Here is a 20,725-nt window from a genome sequence, read left to right as displayed (position 1 = left end):
GCTTCTCCCTCTCGGCTAGTCAGGCCGAAAGGGTTGGGGAGTCTCGGGTGACTAGGCTGAGGCTCCGAGCAAGCGAACGAGGTCGAGCACTTGGTCTACGTCCGAGACCACCATGCCCGCTACCTCGCTCACCCGAGGGGAGCAGGCTCGCACCACAGCCGGATGATCGCTATGTCTCGCCTCGATTCAAAGTCTGTGCCGGAACACTCCGCGAGAAGCAGTTTCAATGCCTCGTCCGGCACAACGGGATCGGCTTCTCTGCAACCTTAGGCGGGGTCATCTTCCGCATTGGGGATTCGGGGATTAGCTCCTCTCGGACGGCCTAGTTGTAGAAGGCCCGGAGAGCCCGGTACCGCGCGCAAGCGGTAGTGGCCGAGCGGGTCTCCAGGACGTGGAGGATGTACCCCTCGACCCGCCCCCTGGACAGCTCCAGGAGGTCCGCCTCGTCGACGAACGCCGAGAGCTGGAGCAGCGTCTCCCGGTAGTTCTGCGCGGTCCTGGGCGACCGGTTGCGGATCTTGAGGTCACGCTCGTAGGCGTTGAGGTGGAGCGAGTTGATCTTGGCCATGCACGGAGAGTAAGAAGGTATTCACAGTCCTGGCTAGACAAGAAGAAGCCCCCTAGCGGCCGTTGGGCCTGCTAGAGGGCTGTCTGTGCGCCCGAAGGGACTCGAACCCCTAACCTTCTGATCCGTAGCCGGAAGGAAAGGGTTGCCCTGGGCTGCAGTTATGCTGGTTTGCCCGGATTCGGAATGTAGCAAGGTCGACGGAACGTGACGCCAGGGCGCATCTTCATCCCCCAGGGTGCACCCATGGGTGCATGATCAACCAAACGCGCCCTGTTGCTGGAGCGCCTATAGGGCGTGTGGCACCCCAACTGCGACAATCTTCGCTAGCCGACAGAGCTGCTGCACCGTCAGCGGATACAACAGGCAGGTCTGGACCGCCCGGGGTTGCAGCAACGGCCGGCAGCTCCAGTGGGAGCTTGACCTGCAAGAACATCCGTCAGCGGCTTGCGTTTTTGGCGTTTGTGGCGCATGCTCCAAGCATGGCGACCACGACTGAAGATCTTCTGACCACCGGTCAGGTGGCCAAGCTGCTGGGGTCGTCACGTCAGCGGGTGGTCAACCTGTGCGAGCGTGGGGAACTGCCGTTCGTGAAGATCGGCACGCATCGGAGAGTTAAGCGGGACCAGGTTGAGGCGCTGCTGCGCCCGAGGCAGGAACTGACGCGCGATCAACTCAAGTCGCTGTGGCTCCACCAGGCAGTGGCGGGAAGTTTGGTCACCGATCCAGACGAGGTACTGAGCAAGGCTAGGAAGAATCTCGATCGGCTCCTCCGGCAGCACCAGGGGACCATGACGGAGGTCTGGCTAAGGCGCTGGCAGGACAAAATCAACGATGGAGTCGGCACCGTTCTCAAGATGCTGAACTCGGAGGATCCGGAGGCCGTCGAGCTACGGCAGAACTCACCCTTCGCCGGAGTTCTTTCCCAGCCGCAGCGCAAGAAGGTTCTTGAGTCCTTCACTCGCAGCGGCTGGAAGCAAGCGGCGTGAGGCTCGAGCAACTCGAGCATGTCCTACGGTCTGCGTGCCAGATCGTAGGAGATTCGAACGTCCTCGTCATCGGCAGCCAGTCGGTGCTGGGGGCGATCTCGGAGAGCAGACTTCCACTAGAAGCCACCGCCTCAATGGAGGTCGATGTGGCGTTCTTCGATGACCCTCAGGACCGAAAGGCCGACCAGGTCGACGGTGCTATCGGCGAGTTCTCGCCGTTCCACGAGATGAACGGTTACTACGCCCAGGGCGTGAGCGTGTCGACCGCGGTGCTGCCCGATGGGTGGCGGGACCGGTTGGTTCTGGTGGAGTCTCAGAGCACCCAACCGGGGCGAGGCTACACGCTCGAGCCGCACGACTGCGTCGTGTCCAAGCTGGTTGCCGGCAGGGAAAAGGACCATGCCTTCGCCGACGCGCTGATCCGGGCCAAGCTCGTCAATCCAGCAGTGGTCGCCGAACGGATTGAGATGGTCCAGGTCCATCCATTGGTGCTGAAACGCCTTCGCGATTGGATCGCCATGTACTTGCCAGCCGCCTAGAAGCGGCTGGTGGTGGAGTGCGGCCTCGCTTCCTCACGACAGCGCGCCGCTCCAGTTGGTTGTGCGCTTCCCGTGCGGCTAAGCAGCCTGACGAGCGTCAAGCGTTCCGCCACTCGACCCTTCTCCGCTCTGCTGACGCCAGCATTACAGTCACTTATCGGATTCAACACGTAGCAGTGCCGACTGAGCATGGCGCCAGCGCAACTTCCCTTCGCCAAGGGTGCACCCGTGGTCGCATGATCAATAGTTCTGGAGCCCAGGTCCACCGCCTACGTGAGACGCTGGCGGCGTCGCTAGTCCTCCTCAATCCAGTCCGCAGGTATCAGCGCCTCGCCTTCGGCTCGCCACCGATACCTGACCGCGTCGCTGAACCATTGCTCCTCAAGATCGGCATGCTCCATGACGATGACTTGGAGGTCTACTTCGGGACGCGCGAGGGTCTCGATGACTGCCTGATAGATGCGGACGAGCGCCTCCCGGTCGTCATCTGGCAGCACATGCGAACCGTCGCCGGCGTAGTCCGAGGGAAACCAGACCTGCGACGGCTGGTCCATGATCAGAGTCCTAGGCACCGGCCGGCCCTCCGTCGCAAACCACTCGTGCAGCGCCAGGAAAGTTGCGACGTGGTACCCGACATAGTTCTCGCCGCTACCCATCTCGTCTAGGGGTACGGCACCGTTGCGGGTGTCGGCGACGACGGTCAGGTGCCTCAAGTCCAAGCGGACCGGCCACGCAGAGTGCTCGATCTGAAGACGCCGAGCTTTCTCCCACAAGTGCTGGCTGATGCGAGCCAGGAAGGAGGCCAGTAGGTCCGGGTTTCCGTTCTCCTCCAGCCTCGCCTCGATTTCGCCGATCTCGGCTTCAATCTCAGCAGTGCGGTCCTGGATCGGCGGCTGTTGACCACGTCGGTCGAGCATCTCGAGGTAGAAGCCAATCCGCCCCTGAACCAACGCCGTACGGGCCTCAGCGTTGCGAAGCCTCTCGATGGCCTGGACCCCGGCCGCCAGTTCATCGATCTCGGCCTTGTTCACCCGCAGTAGCTGCGTGACCTCTTGGATCTCTTCGACCAGAAGTGCCACCATCTGGTCGATCTTTGGCGTGTCCGTTCGAATAGCTACGATCTCTCCGTCAAGTCGCACCAACTCACGACGCATGTCAGCCCAAGCAGCCTCGGCGCTCGGGGCGTCGGTGCCGCACACCGGGCATGCATGTGAAGGGGCAGACTCGCTTCCGAAGAAGCCGAGCGATGCAAGGCGAGCCCGCTGCTCGCTGGCCTCGGACGCGAAATCGCCGTTCTCGCTGGCCGCACGACGCAGCCGGGTCAGTTGGATATTCAAGCCAGCGAGCCGATCTCGCAGTTGCGCACGCTGCTGATTGAGTGCCGTAATCTGGTCGCCTTGGGCTTCCGGCTGCCCAACGGACTGGACGTCCACGCGTAAAATCGACCGCAGGGTCCCAACGGCTTCGCCCTCATCGAGACCCTGTGGCGGCAGCTCATCTAGCAGTCCAACTGCCGCCGCCTCTGCGAGCAGTGCGCGGGCCTGGCCCGTGGCACCAAGCGCTGCAGCGCGTTCATCGAGCGCACGCCGTAGTGCGGCAAGCTCCCGCTTGAGAGTACGTAGCCTGATCGTGAGTGCAGCGTACTCGGTATCCACCGCACCCAGAAAGTAAGGTATGACGGCCCGGATTGCATTGGGCCGATGCTCATCTCCTTGGGTGTGGAACAGCACATCTTGGTTTGCAATCTCATTCTGTTCCTGCATCACAAAAAACAAGGCGTGACGGATGCTCGGAGATAGCGGGCCGGTAGTGCCGGGCATCGGAAGTCGCAGTGAGCGGTCGATCCCGCAGAGATCTCCGATGATCTGCTTGGCCGTGTCGACGTTCGTGTTGAATTCGAGTTCGTCGAATACTGGCACCGACTCCGGGTCGGCAGCAACGCTGACGTACATGCGATCGGCGGTTTTTTGTAGGCGCTCCGGCGCCGGCCGGGCGACATACATTGAACGATCGCCGCTAACGATCATGATGCCGAACCCAATCGAATTGTCTCTCGTGACTCCCGCCTTGACTGGATATCCCCTGCTACCGAGGCAGTAGTCGATGATCGTCAGGATCGCGCTTTTGCCTCTGCGCGAGGAGCCAGTGATGATATTCAGCTGTCCGAGCTCGAAGGTCACCTTGCGCATGCGCGCGCCGCGGCCGTACACGACGACATGCCTGATCTGGAAGCTCAAGGACGGACTCCAAGAAGTGTGAAGGTCGTGGGGAGGTCGCCGGCTCTCGGAAGCCACCGGCCAAGGAACAGGCTGGCCTTCTGCATCTCGGAAACCTCGGACGTGCCCCCGGCGATCTTCTTGGGGATTCGCCGGGTTGATCGAAGAAGGTGTTGTTCCTCCAACACCAAAACGCCGGCCCGAAGGCTAAGCAGAAGCCCTTCCCTCACGAGGGGCCCGAGCAACGGAGCAGCCTGACGAAGATGCACTCTGGCTGCAGATTCACGCTCGATCCAGTTGACCGTCGTCGACGAGATGCTTCCCGGCAATACGGCCCGAACTGGGGCGGTAAGGGCCATGACGGGAGCTAGGACGGCGAGAAGGACGTGGCAGCCCGAACCGTACTCCTGCTCATGCCCCTGCACGGCGCGGGCAACCAGAAGTCCGGCGAATGCGGGGTTGTACAGATTCCGCTCTTCCCTACTCAAGAGCTCATGCGTTGGCATTCACTGCACCGCCGACAGGCTCCAGGATGGCAAGAAGACGCGCCTCGAAGTCCGGGTGCCATCCCACACGCTGGTCGTCCGCGAGAATGTGAAAAGAACCCTTGCAGATGAAGGGGTCATGGCACTCCGCCCGGATGTTCCTCCGGAACTCGGTCTCCACCCAACCGTATATCCGTCTCGCCGCTGCGGTCTTCTTCTCTTCCGCCGCTTCCTCACCAATATCATCCTGCATGACAGCAAAATGCGTCTCCCACTCCTCACGCAGCCGCCGCTCGTAGTTTCCGATCTCGCCTGGAAGGAGCAGGTTTTCTCTCGACCAGCGGGAACGTTGGGTGGAAGCCCGCAGGTAGTCGCGCACCGCAAGTTCGATTCGACGATTACCTACGCCAATCAGATCGAGTTGTCGGACGAACGTGCGATCACCGTACTCATCTCGGGTTGCTGTCATTTCCGCGATGTCGTTGTCGATCGGGAGGTTGTAGGGCCGAAACTGGTCACGCAACTCGCTGAACTTTTCATCGATCTCGCTGCCCTGAATTGGCAGCGCGCCCTCGACTCGCATAGTCTCGATGCACCGCTGGATGAACCAGCCTTCGAGGCGGTTAAGTAGCGATTCGGCCGCCGGCCTGCCGACCGCGAAGTGGCAGACCTGAAGGAGGTCTCGGTGAACATCCTCGATGGAGGGACCGTCTCCTAGGACGGTGATGGAGGCAAGCATCGCCTGTCGTTGGCCGTCGCCTAGGCTGCGGTACGCCCCGATGCTCTTCTTCTTGGCATCCGATGTCGATTTATCGGCCGCTGCCTCGAGCAGCTCGCGCGCCCTCTCGACATCTCGGCCCGGACCAGCCTGTAGGTAGTCAGCCACCGAATCGACGGGAACGTCCGAGGTTGTCAGCAGCAGTAGCCGGGTACGGGCCGGGTCCAGCGAACCGTCCCTGATCGCTTCGCTCCAAATGCGCAGCGTCTTCCACAGGTCGGTGCTGCCGTCCGTGAGCCGGGTGCCGCTCGCTCGATGCTTAAGCTGCCAACGTCTGCTTTCGCCAACGGCGACGATCTCCACGTCGTCCACCACCTCAACCGACACGCTCCAACTCGCGTCAGTCCCGAACTCGTTGAGCCCAGCCAAAAGGGCATATCGGAGCTGGTAGAGATAGCCGATAGCCGAGGCCGAAGCATCGAAGACGCTGCTTGAACCACTCACCGGAGCTCCTCGATAAGTCCTGCCAGGTCAGTTGTCGTGGCAGCACATCACAGGTAGGTCGCTGAGTAAATACGTGTCGTCACACTCGGAACGATCGCATAGCCAGTACCCGGCGTCGCGCGGCCGCATCAGCCTCGCCCGGCTCGCCGAGCGGGTCGCGCGGGTGGCAGTCAATGTGTGCCTACCCGTCCGAGCCGAGCACGGCCTCGCCAGCACAGGAGTCTCAGCCACCACCAGCGGCAGCACGTTTTCCCTGAAGGATCATGCTTGGCGGCCATCAGGAAACCCCTCCGGCACTGCGCAGGTTGATCTGAACTCCCGCTGGGCAGGGGAGCCGGCGAGATCCGAGACGGGGGTTACATCGCGCTGCAGGCCTCACCAAGGCCGAGCCGCCGACGTAGATGAACCCCCTCCAGAGGCTGCCCCCAGCAACCCTCGGTGACGGCCAACGAGCGTCAGCGGCAGGGTGTGCACCCATGGGTGCACGAAAAACGCCCCCTGGTCGACTTCTGTCGATGAAACGCCCCCTGGTCGACTTCTGTCGATGACCAGAGGGACGCTTTCCCTGCTCAAACACTGTGCGCCCGAAGGGACTCGAACCCCTAACCTTCTGATCCGTAGTCAGATGCTCTATCCATTGAGCTACGGGCGCTCGTGCTCAGCCAGCATACACACCTGGCTTTCGCGCGGAGACTCCGGGATTCGAACCCGGGAGGGGCTTTAAGACCCCAACCGCATTAGCAGTGCGGCGCCATAGACCAGACTAGGCGAAGTCTCCCTGGTGATCCTCAGACCACCGCGCCCGAGAATACAGGTCACCACCCACCGGGAGCAAAACGACTTCCGGGGTACGCCCACCGGGACCCGTCCGCCCCCGTGTTTCCACGCTGTGCGCCGGCGTGATCGGGACTACGCTCCATCGATATGCAGGAGCAGCCGCCCAGCGAGTCGACCCGTCGAGAGCCTGCTGAACGAGCGCGCCGGCGCTCTCCACGGGCCACCTTCACGCCTCCGGTCGTGGCCGAGGAGCCCACCGGGACGGTGGAACCGGTGCCGCCGGCGGCGGCTCCGGCGGGCCAGCGTCCTCGACGGGCCAAGGCTGCCCCGGCGGTGCTCTTCCAGCCACCGGAGCCGGATCGCCCCCTGCCTCGACAGCCCCGAAGCGCCCCGCCCGACACGACCAGCGACACGAGCCAGGAGCACCCGCAGCCGTCGAGCGCCGACGCGAGCGCCAACCAGCCGATGTCGCCGAGCGGCTCGGGGACGAGCCCGGCGACCGGCGACCAGGCACGCCTGGCCACCGGCGAGGCCAGCTCCGCGACAGAGGTCGCACCGACACCTCCGAAGGCGCGGACCACCCCCGTTCGCAAGGCGCCCCGGAGGGCAGCCGAAACACCGACCGAGGTGACCCCGACCGCGCCGGCACCACGCAAGCGCGCCGCAAAACAAACCAGAGCGGCAGACACCGCCGAGACGGCGCACACCACCACACCCACAAGGGCCCCCGGAACGAGCACCAGCGCCCCGCGCCAACCCGAAGAGGCGGACACCGCCGCCTCAGCGACACCGGCCAGGGCAGCGAAGACCACCAAGCGCGCGGTCTCTCCGCGAAAGGCCACCCCGCCGACAGACACCGACCCCGAACCCGCAGCCGCCCGCCAGGCGACACCCGCCGAACCGCAGACGACACCCGCAGCACCCGCCGAACGGCCCGCTGAGCCGGCTCTGGGGCGTACCCCGGAATCGGAGCTGCGCGCGGTCGCCGCGCGCGTGCTCGACCACCCTGGCTTCGCACCGGAGCTGTTGGCTCTTGCCGCAGTGCGGACGTTCGGGCCCGGCGCGGCCGGGTGGGCCGCGGGGTTGCGCGACAGGTACCCGGATGCCTCGGCGGACGGCCTGGCCCGGTTGGCGGCCCGGCGGTTCGTCCGCTCGGCGGGTGCGGGTGGGGCGACCGCCGCGCTGGCCGGCTTCTTCGCGCCGGTGGCCGAATTGGCGGCGGTGCTGTGGACGCACTCGGAGCTGGTGCTGCACCTGGCCGCGGCGTACGGCAAGGATCCGACGCATCCCGACCGGGCCGTCGACCTGCTGGTGCTGACCCAGGTGCACCCGGATCGGGCGAGCGCGGCGGCGGCTCTGGCCGCCGCCGAGAGCGCTGGTGACCCGGTCGAGGGGGCGTGGCCGCGGGCGGCGGAGGCGGCCTGGCGGTTGGCCGCGCCGCTCACGGCGCAGGCCGGTGGTTGGGTGGCGTTGCGGCTGGTGGCCCGGTTGCTGCCGGGCGCGGCGGTGCTCGCGGCGGCCTTGGGTGACGCGGCGGCGGCCGACCGGCTCGCGGCCCGGACGGTGGCCGTCTATCGGCCCGACCGGCGCTGACGGGTCAGAGCCAGTCGAACCACTCCCGGGGCAGCAGCGCGTAGCCGACGAAGGCGAACACGTCGAGCAGGGTGTGCGCGATGATCAGCGGCATCACCCGCCGGGTGCGCAGGTAGAAGAGGCTGAACACGACGCCCATGATCGCGTTGCCAACGAACGCGCCGAAGCCCTGGTAGAGGTGGTACGAGCCGCGCAGCAGCGCGCTGGCCGCGATGATCGCGGCCAGCCGCCACTGGAGCTGACGCAGCCGGGTGACGAGGTAACCGACCACGATCACCTCTTCCAGCACGGCGTTCTGCACGGCGGCGAGGATCAGCACCGGAACCGTCCACCAGATGTCCGGCAGCGCGGCCGGCACCAGCGTGGCGTTGAGGCCCAGGTGGGCCGCGACCCAGAACAGCGCCAACCCGGGTAGGCCGATGAGCGCCGCCAGGCCGGCGCCGCGCGCCACGTCCTGGCCGGGCCGCCGGGCGTCCAGGCCGAGGGTCCGCGCCGGGTCGCCAGGGTCACGGGTGAGCAGGTGTACGGCGAGAAGCACCGGCAGCAGCGCGAACACGATGCCGAGCAGCTGGTAGGTGAGGTCCAGCCATGGGCGGGCCGACGCCGAGGTGTTCAGTGAGGCGGTCTGCTTGGAGAGCGGACCGTCGGCGGTCAACTTCGCGATGATCGAGACCACCGCGTAGATCGCGGACTGGCCGAGGGAGAGGCCGAGGACCAGCAGCGTCTCGGTGCCCAGCAGTCGGCGGGACACCGGGCGGGTCAGCTCAACGGTCACCGCACCACTCTGCCCGACGTATGGCACCCGTGACATGGCCGACCGGCCACCGTGAGCCGATCGCACATTCTGTGCGACCAGTCGACACGCTCCGTGGAGATTCTATGAGCGCCCGATCCGTTGCCGTCTGGAGAAGGAGCGTCAGTGGACAACCTCGCGCGGTTGCTGAAGGAGAGCTGGGCCCTGGTCGAGGACGACCGGGTCCGGCTGAGCGGTCACTTCTACGCTCGGCTGTTCCTGCTCGACCCCGCCCTGCGGCAACTCTTCCCGGTGCAGATGACCGGCCAGGGCGACCGCCTACTCGAAGCGATCATCACGGCGATCCACACGGTGGACGACCCGGAGAGCTTCGACGAGTTCCTCCGGGCGCTGGGCCGCGACCACCGCAAGTACCACGTCGACGAGCGGCACTACGCCACGATGGGCGTCGCGCTGCTGGACGCGCTGCGCAGCACCGCCGGCGACGGCTGGAACCTGGAGTACGACCAGGCGTGGCGGGAGGCGTACGCGGCGATCGCCGCCCTGATGGTGGCCGGTGCCGCCTCCGACGACGACCCGCCGTTCTGGCACGCCGAGGTGCTGACCCACGAGCGGTACGGCCCGGACACCGCCGTGCTGACCTGCCGGGCGTTGCAGCATCCGCTGCGCTGGCAGGCGGGGCAGTACGTGAGCCTGGAGGTGCCGCGCTACCACCCCCGGGTGTGGCGCAACTACTCGGTGGCGAACGCCCCGAACGACGACAACGTGCTGGAGTTCCACGTGCGGTCTCCGGGGGCCGGCTGGGTGTCCGGTGCCCTGGTGCGGCGGGTGCGGCCGGGTGACCTGCTCCGCCTGGCGGCACCGATGGGGTCGATGACCCTGGACCGCGCCTCGGAGCGGGACATCCTCTGCGTGGCCGGCGGCGTCGGGCTGGCGCCGATCAAGGCGCTGGTGGAGGAGTTGGCCACCTTCAACCGAACCCGGTGGGTGCACGTCTTCTACGGTGCCCGGCAGGCGGCCGACCTGTACGGCCTGGACGGGTTGCAGGAGTTGGTGGCCGCCCACCCGTGGTTGTCGGTCACCGCGGCGTGCAGCGAGGATCCGGACTTCGACGGCGAGCAGGGCGAGATCCCGGAGGTGGTGGCCCGGTACGGCCCGTGGACCACGCACGACTGCTTCGTCTCCGGTGCCGCCCGGATGGTCCGGTCCACCCTGCGGGTGCTGGCCGCCGACAACGTGCCGCCGCCGAACATCCGCTACGACACCTTCGGCGACCTCTAGACGTTCCTCCCCCCACACCGGGGCGCGTGCCCCTGCCCCCTGGGGCACGCGCCCCGGTCCCTTCCTGGTCAGTAGCGCCAGGGACGCCCGGCCTCGCGGTACTCCTCCACCGGCACCAGGGGCACGCCGGGTGCCATCCGGTCGACGTAGAGCCGGCCTTCCAGGTGGTCGATCTCGTGTGCGACCAGCCGGGCCATACCGAATTCGAACGACGTGATGATCCGGCTGCCGTCCCACTGCGCGTGTTCCACGTCCAGGCGTAGCGGCCGGGGCACCAGACCTCGGTGGTCGAAGAAGGAGAGGCAGCCCTCGTACTGCTCGTCGGTCTCCGGGTCGGCGTCGACCACCCGAGGGTTGAGCAGCACGACCGGCTCCGCCGACCGGTCGGGGGGCCGCACCACGGCCGCCGCGCGGCCGATGCCGAACTGCGGAGCGGCGACACCAACGCCCTTGCTGAACGGGTGCAGCTCGTCGAGGCGGGCCAGGGCCATGACGAGCCGGTCGACCACGTCCCGGGCGGCATGGTCCTCACCGGGCAGGTCGAACGGGCGGGCCCGCTGGCGGAGCAGGTCGTCTCCGCGTTGCACGATGCCGAGGCCGCGCATCCGGTCGCTGGGTCGGACCCGGGCGGCGCCGGGGCCGATGTCCGGTTCGGTCTCCGGGCGGGCACGGAACCGCCACTGCATCCGGTAGCGGGCGTTCAACGGGGGGTCGTCGGTCTGCCAGTCGTAGATCACCCGGTCGCCCTCGTCGTGACGCTGCGGCGCCGTCCGCAGCGGGCCTTCCTCCGCACTGAGCGAGGTCTCCACGCCCCAGACCTGCGGGTCGAGGGCGGCGGGCAGATCCAGGCGTACGGCGAGTTGCCGGGTGGGCAGTCGGACGGCCCGCTGGAACCAGGGGCCCCACTTCTCGTGGCCGACGCTGTACGCGTACTCGATGGTGGCCCGGTCGCCCGGGTAGAGGGGGAAGCGTCGCTCCCCGTTCTCGAAGAGCAGCCAGATCTCCTTGAACGCGTCCCGATCGTGCTTGGCTCGCCAGTGCATCGGCTCCGGGTCTCCGCCGCCGTCGTCTCGACGGGCCTGTATCTGCAGCTCGGCGAAGGTGAGGGGGTGCTCCCGGTGGTGCCGGTTGGAGCGGCCGGGGTCGTTCGGGTAGCGGTCGACGGCGACCCGGACCAGGTAGCGGGTGACCGGCTCGGTGCCGGCGTTGTAGAGCTCACGGTGGATGACGCACCGGTACCCGTCGTCGGCATGGGTGAGGGTGGCCAGCTCCCGTTCCACGACCAGCCCGGTGCCGGGTGGCAGCCACTGGCCTGGCAGGTACGGCTCGCGGTGCGGATGACCTGACCGGGCGTGCCGAAGGTCGTCGTACTCCCGGAAGCGCTGCCAGATCGCGCCGCTCGCCTCCAGGACGGCCTCCGCGCGGCGGGCGAAGTCTTCGGTGGGGCGGTGCCGGCGCCCTTCGACGTGGCTCACGTAGGACGGGTCGAACCCCATCAGGACGGCCAGTTGCTTCTTGGACAGCCCGCGCCCGGTCCGTTGCCGGGCGAGTTCGGCCGCGAAGGAGTCGGCAGCCCGTTCGAGGGGTGAGGTAGTCATCAGCTTCCTCGTGGCCGGGGCTATAAGTTTCACGTTCCGTGCGCGGGCACACACGCAAGTGGCATGTTTTCGACACACCGCTTGACAATTCACCGATGGCCGTCGATTGTGCGGCAGCGTTTCCCAGCACCGACTCCGGGTAGTAGGCGGAGCACTACTCTCGCCGAATGCGGGGTGACCTGGGCGTCCGGGATATGACCAAGGTGAGGCTTCCCTTACGGCCACGGGCTTGGTTAGGCTAGCCTTAGCTCAGGACGGCACTGGTTCGTCCGCCGGGGCGCACTCCTCGGTCAGACAGACAGGGGACGACTCAGGTGACAGCGGTGATGCCACGGCGCGAGGCCGCCACCACGCCGCTCGCCCCCGTCACCGCTGCGCTCCGGGCCATGTTCGGCACCGACGACCTCCCCGGCCTCGCCCGGGGCCTGCTGGTCGACGACGAGCTCGGCTGGGCGCCCGCCACCACCCTGATCGATGGCAGTCGACTGTCGGAGTTGCTGAACGGCGCGGCCGTCCGCTGGGGCGGCACCCCGCACGCCTGCGCGGCGCTCGCCTGGAAGTCCTACAGCTACTGGGCGGCCCTGCCGGTCATGCTCGGCTGGGCCTCCGCCCGCCGGGTGCCACTGCTCGACCCGGCCGACCTGCTGATCCATTTCGAGGACCATCGGCAGCTGCTCACCATGGGCCTGCGCCGGGGCACCACGGTGGCGGTGCTGCCGAACGACCCGCTGGCGCTGACCGGCCTGCCGGAGGTGCGGGTTGTCGCCGACGAGGCGGAGCTGCTGGCCGCGCTGCGCGCGTCCCTGCTCGACGCCCACCTGGCGCCGCTCATCACGGCGATCCAGTCCGAGGTCCGGGTGGGCACCCGGACGCTGCTCGGCTCGGTCGCCTCCGGCATCGCGCACGGCATCCTGCGGGCTGCGGACGCCCTGCCCGGCTCCACCGTGCAGAGCATCGACACCCTGCTGGGCGCACTCGACCTGGCCGACCTGATCGAGCTGGTGCCGGGGCCGACCGGTGAGCCGACAGTGCAGCGCCGCACCTGCTGCCTCGCCTTCACCCTGCCCCGCCCGAAGGTCTGCCAGGGCTGCTGCGTCCGCTAGGCCGGACCGGGACGGTATCGCTCAGTCGGTCAACGGCCGGACGTCCCACACCCACACACCGCCGGTGAAGACCGGTTGGATCCCGGTCAGCTCGGTCATGCCCCGGCGCAGCGCGGTCTCGTGCTCGTGTGGCCCGAGGATGACCACCCCGGCCCGCCAGTAGCGCAGGTCGTCGACCGCTCGGACCCGGCTCTGCGGCGTGATCGGCGGCACCGCCCCGGTGCGCCGGATCGTGGTGAAGAAGCTGCTGGTGGGGCGGGGAGTCGCACCGAACAACGCGACCTTCGGCGGATCGGCGTCCGGACGGGTGTCCGGGCCGAGGAAGTAGCCACGGGCCAACGGCATGTCCAACCGGGTCGTCGCGGACCAGCGCAGCGGCTCGGCGTAGGTGGTGTCCGGCAGCGGCAGGGTCACCACACTGCGCCCACCGGCCACGTACGGCCGCCACGCCCCACTGGTCACGAAGCTGGGGACCGGATCGGGGCGGGCCACGGGCAGCGGGGTGGGGACGATCGGCAACAGGGCCATCGTGAGCACGGTGGCGGCGACGAAGCGGACCTGCCCCCGGGCGGCCGGATGCGCGTGGGACAGCTCGCGGGCACGTTCGGCGCCGTAGGCGAGCAGCAGCCCGATGATCGGGGTGATCGCCAACGCCCACCGTGTCGGCACCACCGAGTGCAGGATGGGCAGGTTCTCCAGCGCCGCCCAGGGTCCCGGCACACCCGTACCCCGGTTGTCGAAGCGGACCTCCCGCCCCAGCGAGAGCACCGCGAAGAGCAACCCGAGCGCGGCCAGCGCGAGCACCACGATCGACCGGCGCAGCCACCAGACCAGGGCGATCACCAGCACCACCAGGGCCCACCCGAAGAAGCTGTTCTCCTCGGTCGGGTTCTTGGCCAGGCCCGCGGCGGTGCGCGCGCTACCTGCCAGCGACTCCCGGGAGTACGCGACGAACGAGGCCACGTCGCTGGAGTAGCCGCGGATCAGGCGGGACAGCCCGGAGTACGCGCCCGGTCCGAAGAACTGGACGTACAGGGGGTACGCGAGCAGGAGCCCGGCGACCCCGGCGGCGACGGCCAGCCCGGCGAGGAAGGATCGGGCCCGCGGCCGTAGATCCGCGCGGCCGAGGGCGAGTACGCCGACGACCACGCCGAGCCCGATCGCGGTCATCAGCAGGATTTCCAGGTTGAGGAACGCCTGCCAGACGATGACCAGCGCGAGAAGGATCCCGTTGCGCAGCCAGCGGCCCGGTTCACCGAGTCGTAGCGTGCGCCAAATGATCAACGGGACGACGAACTGCGACACGATGTTCGGGTGCCCATTGGCGTGCGACACCATGGCCGGCGCGAACGCGCAGAAGCCGGCGGCCAGCCACGCCGGCCCCCGACTGCCGATCAGAACCCGGGAGAGCAGGAAATACCAGGCCGTGGCGGTAGCAATCATGCCGACGGTGAGAAAGATCAGAAATGACGCTCGTGGCCCGAACAGCAGGGTGATTGGCGTCATTGGCAATGAAATGGATAATACGGACGTATTGGCCATCAGATTGACGCCGTCGGGCACGTTCATCTGATTGGAATGGAACGGATACGCAAAGTGCGTGACTACTCGCGCACCGTGGGCCATCACCCATTCGAACTGCGACTGATCGGACTGGTTGTCCCGCACATCGCTGCCGGGGTCCAGCCAGAGTCGACAGGTGACCCAGAAGCCGAGCACCACGAAGCTCAGCACGGCGGTCAGATCGGCCCACATCCCCCTACGGGAAGGCGGATCGGCACCGGAAGCCCTCTCCGCCGACGGCGCGGCGGCCGGGCCGCGGTTGTCGCTGGGCACGTCCGGTTCAGGAGTAGTCATGACAATTCATAGGGTAGTCAGCGTATGGCACCGCCGTGACATGTTTCGGGGTACTGCCGTACTATGTGCCGGGTTCGCCGACCGCCGATCACGAACCCACCCCCCGACCACAATTCGGCCACCCCGATGCCTCGATTCTTTCGCCGTCCCAGCGGATGATTCACTCTGTCGGTCCAGGCACGGGTCGAGTTCATATCGTGAGGAATCGAACCATGGCAGAAATCACTGGGGATCAGCGCGTGCAGTCCGAGGTGCTGGAAGGCCTGGCAACCGCTGTCAACCACCGTCGCTGGTTCATCGAACTGGCCGTGCCGTACCTCGGCGACGACCCGATCGAGATCGGCAGCGGTCTCGGTGACTACGCGCTGGAATGGTCCGAGCGGCTGCCACGGTTCACCGCCACCGAGGCCGACCCGGACCGGCTGGTGCAGCTCAAGGAGCGCCTCGCCGACCGCCCGAACGTCGACGTCCGGCAGATGCTGCTGCCGCACAACGACCGGGGCGACTACAGCGCGGCCGTCTCGTACAACGTCCTGGAGCACATCGAGGACCACGTGGGCGCGCTACAGAGCATGCGCGACCTGGTCCGACCCGGCGGCGCCGTGATCATCATCGTGCCCGCGTTCCAGTTCGCGATGGGCCCGGCCGACATCGCCACCGGGCACGTCCGCCGCTACACGAAGAAGACGCTCGGGGCGGCGATGACCGAGGCCGGTCTGACCATCGAGAAGATGCACTACGCCAACGCGCTCGGGCTGATCGGCTACTTCATGGCCACCAAGGTCTTCCGGCTGATGCCGAAGGAGGGCCCGATGGTCAAGGTGTACGACACCCTCGTCCTGCCCGCCACCAAGGCCGCCGAGCAGCTCGTCCTCCCGCCGTTCGGCCAGTCCGTCTTCGCCGTAGCCCGCGTCCCAGCCTGACCCAAACCCAAACCAAACCCCCGGCCCCGGCCCCGGCCCCGGCCCCGGCCCCGGCCCCGGCGATCTTGCACTTCCTGTCGTTGTTATGCCTGGTATGCCAGGAATGCCGGGACAGAAAGTGCAAGATCGCGGGAGCTGGGGAGGGCCCGGGTCAGTCCTTGATCTGGTACGTCGGGCGGATCACCGCTCGGGCCAGGGTGTGGAACGTCAGGTTGAAGCCGACGTAGGCGGGGCTGGCGTCCGGGGTCAGGTCCAGGCGGTCGACGTCCAGGGCGTGCACCGCGAAGACGTACCGGTGCGGGCGGTCGCCGGCCGGCGGAGCCGCCCCGCCGTACCCCTGCTCGCCGTAGTCGTTGCGGACCGAGAACGCCCCACCGAGGTCGGTGCCCGCCGCGCCACCAGCCCCGGTGGGCAGCTGGGTGACGTTGACCGGCACGTTCACCAGCACCCAGTGCCAGAAACCGCTGCCCGTCGGCGCGTCCGGGTCGTAGCAGGTCACCGTGAAGCTCTTCGTCTCGGCGGGAAAGTCCGACCAGGCCAGCTGCGGCGAGACGTTGTCACCCCCGGTACTGCCATGCGCGTGCCGGGCGTCCATCGGCTCGCCGTTCTGCACGTCGTCGCTCGTCAGCGTGAACGAGGGCAGCGTCGGCAGCAGCTCGTACGGGTCCGGGGCGATCGGTCGTTCCAGGGTCATGGGGACGCGTCCTTCCGATGTGCGGAGATACCAGCCCCTTCTTACCCCGCCGCGGCCCTCCCGACGACCGGAAGCACGCGCTGACCGACTGTGGTTTCGCAGAGCTACGGTTGAGGTCGGGCAACGCTCCGCAGGGGGACATCGTGGCCGGCATCTGGCGGGACTTCGCAGTAGCCGTCCTCACCGCGTTCCGCCGCCGGGACGAACGAGCCATCGCCGACGACCGCCGACGCGCGGTGGAGCGACTGGCCGAGGAGACGATCCGCCGGGAGCGGCGAACCGTCGACCCGCCGGAGTGACCGGGAGGCCGGACGCCGGAGCCCTCCGGGACGACCAGACAAGATGATCTGATGTGGCGGATCTTCCGGTCCCGGCCGGTGGTCACCGCGGAGACTCACCGACCGACGCTGTTCGAGGTCTTCTTCGACCTGGTGCTCGTCTTCGGGCTCATCCGGGTCACCACGTTCATGAGCGAGCGACAGTCGTCGGTGACTCTGGTGCAGGGCCTGCTCGTCCTCATGCTGCTGTGGAACTCCTGGCTCGTCTACGCCTGGCTGGGCAACTACGTCCGGCTCGACGTCGGGCTGATCCGGGTCGGCATCGCCGTGGCGATGGCAGCCGTCTTCCTCATCGCGTTGGTCCTCCCCGAAGCCTGGGAAACCGGCAGGGGTACGAGGACACCCCGGCTGATCCTGGTGCTGGCGTACCTCGTGGTGCGGTCGACCCAGTTCGTTCTCTTCTACTGGGTGTCGGTGGACGACCCCCGGCGACTCAGAACCGTTCGGCTCTACGCCCTCACCACAGCGCTGTCCTGGATCCCGCTCGTCCTCGGCGCGGTGTTCGGTGGCACCGCGCAGATCCTGCTCTGGGCGGCGGCGCTCATCATCGACATGGGCGGTGGGGTGCTCGCCCTGCTGGTGGGCGGGTGGCCGGTCCGCAGCCCCGGCCACTTCGCGGAGCGGCACGGCCTGGTGGTGATCATCGCGCTCGGAGAGTCCCTGATCTCGGTCGGCGCCGGCGTCGGAACTCAGATGATCCACTGGCCTACCCTGCTGGCGGCGCTGCTCACGCTCACCGTCACGGGGTGCCTGTACTGGCTGTACTTCCCCAGCGCGTCGAGCGCCGGGAACGCACTGACGACAGACTCCGGACTGCACCGGGGCTTCGTGGCCGGCAACGCCTACAGCGTCGCCCACCTCCCGCTGCTCGCCGGAACGATCTACGTGGCGCTGGGAGTCGAAGAGGTGCTCGCCGGCATGGCGCACGGAAAGTCGCACGAAACCCTGCACTGGATTCCGGCTGTCGCGTTGTTCGGCGGGACCGCCCTGTACCTCGCGGGCCGGGCGACGTTCCTGGCACTCAGCGTCCGGTGCGTACGACCCGAGCAGTTTCTCGCCCCCGCCGTGGCGCTGCTGTTACTCCCTGTCGGCCGCTACCTGCCCGGCCTGGCCGCTCTGGGCCTACTCACCGGGTTCCTCGTCATCCTGCTCAGTTACGAGGCGTGGACCAGGCGCGGTGCCGGGATCGACTGACCCGCGCCAGATCCACTCGACATTCAGGAAATCGCGGCATCCGCGCGGCCGTAACACCCCGACTTCTTGGAAGCCGAGTGGATCAAGAATGGCGGAGGGTGTGGGATTCGAACCCACGAAGACATCGCTGCCTTACCGGTTTTCAAGACCAGCGCCATCGGCCACTAGGCGAACCCTCCTTGACCGTCACCCGTGGGCGTACGGCCACGCATAGTCTGCCACGGCTCGCTCCGGTCGGCCCGGCGTCCCTCCCCGTGCGCCGGCCAGGCGGTCTGCCGCGTCCACTGTGGGCTGGACGGTGCGCCTGCGGCACCCGGGTAGATCGGGAAGACTGGGCCCATGCGAGCCATCACGATTCCGGAGCCCGGTGGACCTGACGCGCTGGTGTGGGCCGAGGTGCCCGACCCGGAGCCGGGCCCGGACGAGGTGATCGTGGACGTGCGGGCCAGCGGGGTGAACCGGGCTGACCTGCTGCAACGGCAGGGGCACTACCCGCCGCCGCCGGGCGTGCCCGCGTACCCCGGGTTGGAATGCTCTGGGGTTATCACCGAGGTTGGCGCGGACGTCGCCGGGTGGGCGGTCGGGCAGCAGGTCTGCGCGCTGCTGGCCGGCGGCGGGTACGCGGAGCGGGTCGCGGTCCCCGCCGGGCAGTTGCTACCGGTGCCGGCCTGCGACCCGGTCGACGCGGCGGCGCTGCCCGAGGTGGCCTGCACGGTCTGGTCGAACCTGGTCCAGGTGGCGCGGCTCGGCGGGGGCGACACGCTGCTGGTGCACGGTGGTGGCAGCGGGATCGGGACCTTCGCCATCCAGTTCGGGGCGGCCCTCGGCGTGACAGTGCTGACCACCGCGCGGGAGGCCAAGCACGCCCGGCTGCGTGAGCTGGGCGCGGCGCACGTCATCGACTACCAGGAGCAGGACTTCGTCGAGGAGGTCCGGCGGATCACCGACGGACGCGGTGTCGACGTCATCCTCGACATCATGGGTGGGTCCTACCTGGGGCGGAACGTCTCCACGTTGGCCACCGGCGGTCGGCTCGTGGTGATCGGGATGCAGGGCGGACGCAAGGCCGAGTTGGATCTCGGCGCGCTGCTGACCAGGCGGGCCAGCGTCGCCGCGACGTCGCTACGGTCCCGTCCGCTCGCCGAGAAAGCGGAGATCGTCCAGGGCGTACGGGACGAGGTGTGGCCGTTGGTCGAGGCGGGTCGAATCCGGCCGATCGTGGACCGGCGGCTGCCGATGACCGAGGCGGCGCAGGCGCACCGGATCGTCGAGTCGAACGACCACTTCGGCAAGGTGCTGCTCACCCGCCCACCGGGCGGAGGGTCGGCCGTCAGCTGAGCGAGCCGGCCCGGCCGTCAGGTGAGCGAGCCGACCCGGCCGTCAGGTGAGCGAGCCGGCCGGCGTCGGGTCGACGGTCGGTCGGGGCAGCACCAGCCGGGCGCCCGGGCCCTCGCCGGCCAGCGCGTCCTCCGGGTTGTTCAACGTGCAGCGCTGCAGGGACAGGCAGCCGCAGCCGATGCAGCCGTCCAGGTCGTCGCGGAGCCTGGTGAGCAGCCGGATCCGCTCGTCCAGCCGGTTGCGCCAGCTCGCCGACAGCCGCGCCCAGTCCTGTGGGCTCGGCGTGCGGGCCTCGGGGAGCGAGTCGAGTGCCTCCCGGATCTCGTCGAGCGAGACGCCGACCTGCTGGGAGATCCGGATGAAGGCGACCCTCCGCAGCTCGGCGCGGGCGTACCGGCGCTGGTTGCCGCCGGTGCGGTCGGCGCGGATCAGCCCGAGTCGCTCGTAGTAGCGCAGCGCCGACGCGGCCACCCCGGAGCGGGCGGACAGCTCACCGATCGTCAATGAATCCGGCATCCCCAGGTCCTTGAGTTGAAGTCCACTTCAACTAACACAGTAGTGGCATGGCCACCACACTGACCACCGACAGCAGCGCCCGACTGCCCGGGCTGATCCGACGACTGACCGGCGACGAGAAACACGCGCCGAGCGCGCACTCCACCGTCGACGTGCTCCAGGTGCTCTACGACCGGGTGCTGCGGGTCACCCCCGACACCACCGACGACCCGGAACGGGACCGGTTCCTGCTCTCCAAGGGCCACGGACCGGCCGCCTACTACGCGGTGCTCGCCGCGCACGGCTTCATCCCGGACGCCTGGCTCGACGACCTGGCCGGGCCGGAGAGCCGGCTCGGCCACCACCCGGACCGACTTCTGGTGCCCGGGGTCGAGATCGGCTCCGGCTCCCTGGGGCACGGCCTCGGGCTGGCCGTCGGCACAGCGCTCGGCCTACGCGCCCAGGGGCTGGGCAAACCCCGGGTGTACGTGCTGCTCGGCGACGCCGAACTGGACGAGGGATCCAACCACGAGGCGATCGCGTACGCCGGAGCGACCGGCCTGGACAGCCTCACCGCTGTCGTGGTCGACAACGCGTCGGCCAGCCACGGGTGGGCCGGTGGCATCGCCGGCCGGTTCACCGTCAACGGTTGGACCGCCGACACCGTCGACGGCCGGAACCACGAAGCCCTGTACGCGGCACTGACCGGGCACCGACCACGACACCCGCACCTGGTGGTCGCCCGCATCGAGAGCAAGGGATGA

At 68.0% G+C, this 20,725-nt stretch carries 19 protein-coding genes and 3 tRNA genes; 10 read left to right on the top strand and 12 right to left on the bottom strand.

Translation table 11 applies throughout. The annotated features are described in order from the left end of the window. Positions 1-322: 322 nt before the first annotated feature. A complete protein-coding gene (locus tag ACIBEF_RS18615; RefSeq protein ID WP_396794477.1) occupies positions 323-568 on the bottom strand; it encodes a site-specific integrase in 246 nt (81 codons plus the stop codon). Positions 569-1,047: 479 nt separating this feature from the next. Between ACIBEF_RS18615 and ACIBEF_RS18610 the strand changes: the two genes are divergently transcribed. After that, positions 1,048-1,554, top strand: a complete 507-nt coding sequence (locus tag ACIBEF_RS18610; RefSeq protein WP_396794476.1) for a helix-turn-helix domain-containing protein — start codon at positions 1,048-1,050, stop codon at positions 1,552-1,554. Beyond that, on the top strand, positions 1,551-2,093 hold the full coding sequence (locus ACIBEF_RS18605; protein WP_396794475.1) for a DUF6036 family nucleotidyltransferase: 543 nt from the start codon (positions 1,551-1,553) through the stop codon (positions 2,091-2,093). Before ACIBEF_RS18610 ends, ACIBEF_RS18605 begins: the two co-directional genes overlap by 4 nt. A 293-nt stretch (positions 2,094-2,386) precedes the next feature. Here the strand turns inward: ACIBEF_RS18605 and ACIBEF_RS18600 are convergent, their stop codons facing one another. From ACIBEF_RS18600 to ACIBEF_RS18580, 5 genes are all read right to left on the bottom strand, one after another. Further along, complete coding sequence (locus ACIBEF_RS18600; protein WP_396794474.1) at positions 2,387-4,330, bottom strand: DUF3732 domain-containing protein; 1,944 nt, start codon at positions 4,328-4,330, stop codon at positions 2,387-2,389. Continuing rightward, positions 4,327-4,815 (bottom strand): three component ABC system middle component, encoded by a 489-nt coding sequence (locus ACIBEF_RS18595; protein ID WP_396794473.1) that lies wholly within the window; start codon positions 4,813-4,815, stop codon positions 4,327-4,329. The genes ACIBEF_RS18600 and ACIBEF_RS18595 overlap by 4 nt, the downstream gene beginning before the upstream one ends. Next, positions 4,802-6,016 (bottom strand): ABC-three component system protein, encoded by a 1,215-nt coding sequence (locus tag ACIBEF_RS18590; protein WP_396794472.1) that lies wholly within the window; start codon positions 6,014-6,016, stop codon positions 4,802-4,804. Before ACIBEF_RS18590 ends, ACIBEF_RS18595 begins: the two co-directional genes overlap by 14 nt. 579 nt (positions 6,017-6,595) lie before the next feature. Further along, a tRNA-Arg gene (locus ACIBEF_RS18585) sits at positions 6,596-6,668 on the bottom strand. Between the two features lie 35 nt (positions 6,669-6,703). Continuing rightward, positions 6,704-6,794 (bottom strand) — tRNA-Ser (locus tag ACIBEF_RS18580). A 239-nt stretch (positions 6,795-7,033) separates the two neighbouring features. On the opposite strand from ACIBEF_RS18580, the gene ACIBEF_RS18575 reads away from it, so the two are divergent. Next, positions 7,034-8,386 (top strand): hypothetical protein, encoded by a 1,353-nt coding sequence (locus tag ACIBEF_RS18575; protein ID WP_396794471.1) that lies wholly within the window; start codon positions 7,034-7,036, stop codon positions 8,384-8,386. 4 nt (positions 8,387-8,390) lie between these two features. Here ACIBEF_RS18575 and ACIBEF_RS18570 read toward each other — a convergent pair whose 3' ends face one another. After that, positions 8,391-9,161, bottom strand: coding sequence for a CPBP family intramembrane glutamic endopeptidase (locus ACIBEF_RS18570; RefSeq protein ID WP_355004423.1), 771 nt, complete (start codon positions 9,159-9,161; stop codon positions 8,391-8,393). A gap of 144 nt (positions 9,162-9,305) precedes the next feature. Here ACIBEF_RS18570 and ACIBEF_RS18565 point away from each other — a divergent pair, with 144 nt between their 5' ends. Continuing rightward, positions 9,306-10,421, top strand: a complete 1,116-nt coding sequence (locus tag ACIBEF_RS18565) for a globin domain-containing protein (protein ID WP_357193768.1) — start codon at positions 9,306-9,308, stop codon at positions 10,419-10,421. Positions 10,422-10,489: 68 nt separating this feature from the next. On the opposite strand, the gene ACIBEF_RS18560 is transcribed toward ACIBEF_RS18565, so the two are convergent. Continuing rightward, entirely contained in the window at positions 10,490-12,019 is a 1,530-nt protein-coding gene (locus ACIBEF_RS18560; protein WP_396794470.1) for a peptide deformylase, read from the bottom strand. Positions 12,020-12,345: 326 nt separating this feature from the next. Here ACIBEF_RS18560 and ACIBEF_RS18555 point away from each other — a divergent pair, with 326 nt between their 5' ends. Next, positions 12,346-13,122, top strand: a complete 777-nt coding sequence (locus ACIBEF_RS18555) for a hypothetical protein (protein ID WP_396794469.1) — start codon at positions 12,346-12,348, stop codon at positions 13,120-13,122. A 21-nt stretch (positions 13,123-13,143) separates the two neighbouring features. Here the strand turns inward: ACIBEF_RS18555 and ACIBEF_RS18550 are convergent, their stop codons facing one another. Then, on the bottom strand, positions 13,144-14,877 hold the full coding sequence (locus ACIBEF_RS18550) for a hypothetical protein (RefSeq protein WP_396794502.1): 1,734 nt from the start codon (positions 14,875-14,877) through the stop codon (positions 13,144-13,146). A gap of 314 nt (positions 14,878-15,191) precedes the next feature. Between ACIBEF_RS18550 and ACIBEF_RS18545 the strand changes: the two genes are divergently transcribed. Next, the gene (locus ACIBEF_RS18545) at positions 15,192-15,902 is read left to right on the top strand and encodes a class I SAM-dependent methyltransferase (RefSeq protein WP_355583671.1); all 711 of its coding nucleotides are present in this window, start codon (positions 15,192-15,194) and stop codon (positions 15,900-15,902) included. A gap of 151 nt (positions 15,903-16,053) precedes the next feature. On the opposite strand, the gene ACIBEF_RS18540 is transcribed toward ACIBEF_RS18545, so the two are convergent. Next, positions 16,054-16,596 carry a YbhB/YbcL family Raf kinase inhibitor-like protein gene (locus ACIBEF_RS18540; RefSeq protein WP_396794468.1) on the bottom strand — a complete coding sequence of 181 codons (543 nt, stop codon included), beginning with the start codon at positions 16,594-16,596 and terminating at the stop codon, positions 16,054-16,056. 143 nt (positions 16,597-16,739) lie between these two features. Between ACIBEF_RS18540 and ACIBEF_RS18535 the strand changes: the two genes are divergently transcribed. Both ACIBEF_RS18535 and ACIBEF_RS18530 read left to right on the top strand, forming a co-directional pair. Continuing rightward, positions 16,740-16,895, top strand: a complete 156-nt coding sequence (locus ACIBEF_RS18535) for a hypothetical protein (protein WP_357193751.1) — start codon at positions 16,740-16,742, stop codon at positions 16,893-16,895. A 51-nt stretch (positions 16,896-16,946) separates the two neighbouring features. Next, positions 16,947-18,128, top strand: coding sequence for a low temperature requirement protein A (locus ACIBEF_RS18530; protein WP_396794467.1), 1,182 nt, complete (start codon positions 16,947-16,949; stop codon positions 18,126-18,128). 89 nt (positions 18,129-18,217) lie between these two features. On the opposite strand, the gene ACIBEF_RS18525 is transcribed toward ACIBEF_RS18530, so the two are convergent. After that, positions 18,218-18,307, bottom strand: a tRNA-Ser gene (locus ACIBEF_RS18525). A 160-nt stretch (positions 18,308-18,467) separates the two neighbouring features. Between ACIBEF_RS18525 and ACIBEF_RS18520 the strand changes: the two genes are divergently transcribed. Beyond that, positions 18,468-19,466, top strand: coding sequence for an NAD(P)H-quinone oxidoreductase (locus tag ACIBEF_RS18520; RefSeq protein WP_396794466.1), 999 nt, complete (start codon positions 18,468-18,470; stop codon positions 19,464-19,466). Between the two features lie 42 nt (positions 19,467-19,508). Here ACIBEF_RS18520 and soxR read toward each other — a convergent pair whose 3' ends face one another. Further along, on the bottom strand, positions 19,509-19,982 hold the full coding sequence (gene soxR / locus ACIBEF_RS18515) for a redox-sensitive transcriptional activator SoxR (protein ID WP_396794465.1): 474 nt from the start codon (positions 19,980-19,982) through the stop codon (positions 19,509-19,511). A 47-nt stretch (positions 19,983-20,029) separates the two neighbouring features. On the opposite strand from soxR, the gene ACIBEF_RS18510 reads away from it, so the two are divergent. Next, the gene (locus ACIBEF_RS18510) at positions 20,030-20,725 is read left to right on the top strand and encodes a transketolase (RefSeq protein WP_396794464.1); all 696 of its coding nucleotides are present in this window, start codon (positions 20,030-20,032) and stop codon (positions 20,723-20,725) included.

This window comes from Micromonospora sp. NPDC050795 (assembly GCF_044456785.1).
Lineage (GTDB): Bacteria > Actinomycetota > Actinomycetes > Mycobacteriales > Micromonosporaceae > Micromonospora.
This window is presented reverse-complemented; position numbering and strand designations above follow the sequence as displayed.

Excerpts from the sequence above, each read along its gene's own strand:
- ACIBEF_RS18555 (WP_396794469.1), top strand. The coding sequence starts at position 12,346 with ATGCCACGGCGCGAGGCCGCCACCACGCCGCTCGCCCCCGTCACCGCT.
- ACIBEF_RS18610 (WP_396794476.1), top strand. The coding sequence starts at position 1,048 with ATGGCGACCACGACTGAAGATCTTCTGACCACCGGTCAGGTGGCCAAG.
- ACIBEF_RS18510 (WP_396794464.1), top strand. The coding sequence starts at position 20,030 with ATGGCCACCACACTGACCACCGACAGCAGCGCCCGACTGCCCGGGCTG.
- ACIBEF_RS18550 (WP_396794502.1), bottom strand. The coding sequence starts at position 14,877 with ATGTGGGCCGATCTGACCGCCGTGCTGAGCTTCGTGGTGCTCGGCTTC.
- ACIBEF_RS18520 (WP_396794466.1), top strand. The coding sequence starts at position 18,468 with ATGCGAGCCATCACGATTCCGGAGCCCGGTGGACCTGACGCGCTGGTG.
- ACIBEF_RS18615 (WP_396794477.1), bottom strand. The coding sequence starts at position 568 with ATGGCCAAGATCAACTCGCTCCACCTCAACGCCTACGAGCGTGACCTC.
- ACIBEF_RS18560 (WP_396794470.1), bottom strand. The coding sequence starts at position 12,019 with ATGACTACCTCACCCCTCGAACGGGCTGCCGACTCCTTCGCGGCCGAA.
- soxR (WP_396794465.1), bottom strand. The coding sequence starts at position 19,982 with ATGCCGGATTCATTGACGATCGGTGAGCTGTCCGCCCGCTCCGGGGTG.
- ACIBEF_RS18530 (WP_396794467.1), top strand. The coding sequence starts at position 16,947 with ATGTGGCGGATCTTCCGGTCCCGGCCGGTGGTCACCGCGGAGACTCAC.
- ACIBEF_RS18540 (WP_396794468.1), bottom strand. The coding sequence starts at position 16,596 with ATGACCCTGGAACGACCGATCGCCCCGGACCCGTACGAGCTGCTGCCG.
- ACIBEF_RS18595 (WP_396794473.1), bottom strand. The coding sequence starts at position 4,815 with ATGCCAACGCATGAGCTCTTGAGTAGGGAAGAGCGGAATCTGTACAAC.
- ACIBEF_RS18545 (WP_355583671.1), top strand. The coding sequence starts at position 15,192 with ATGGCAGAAATCACTGGGGATCAGCGCGTGCAGTCCGAGGTGCTGGAA.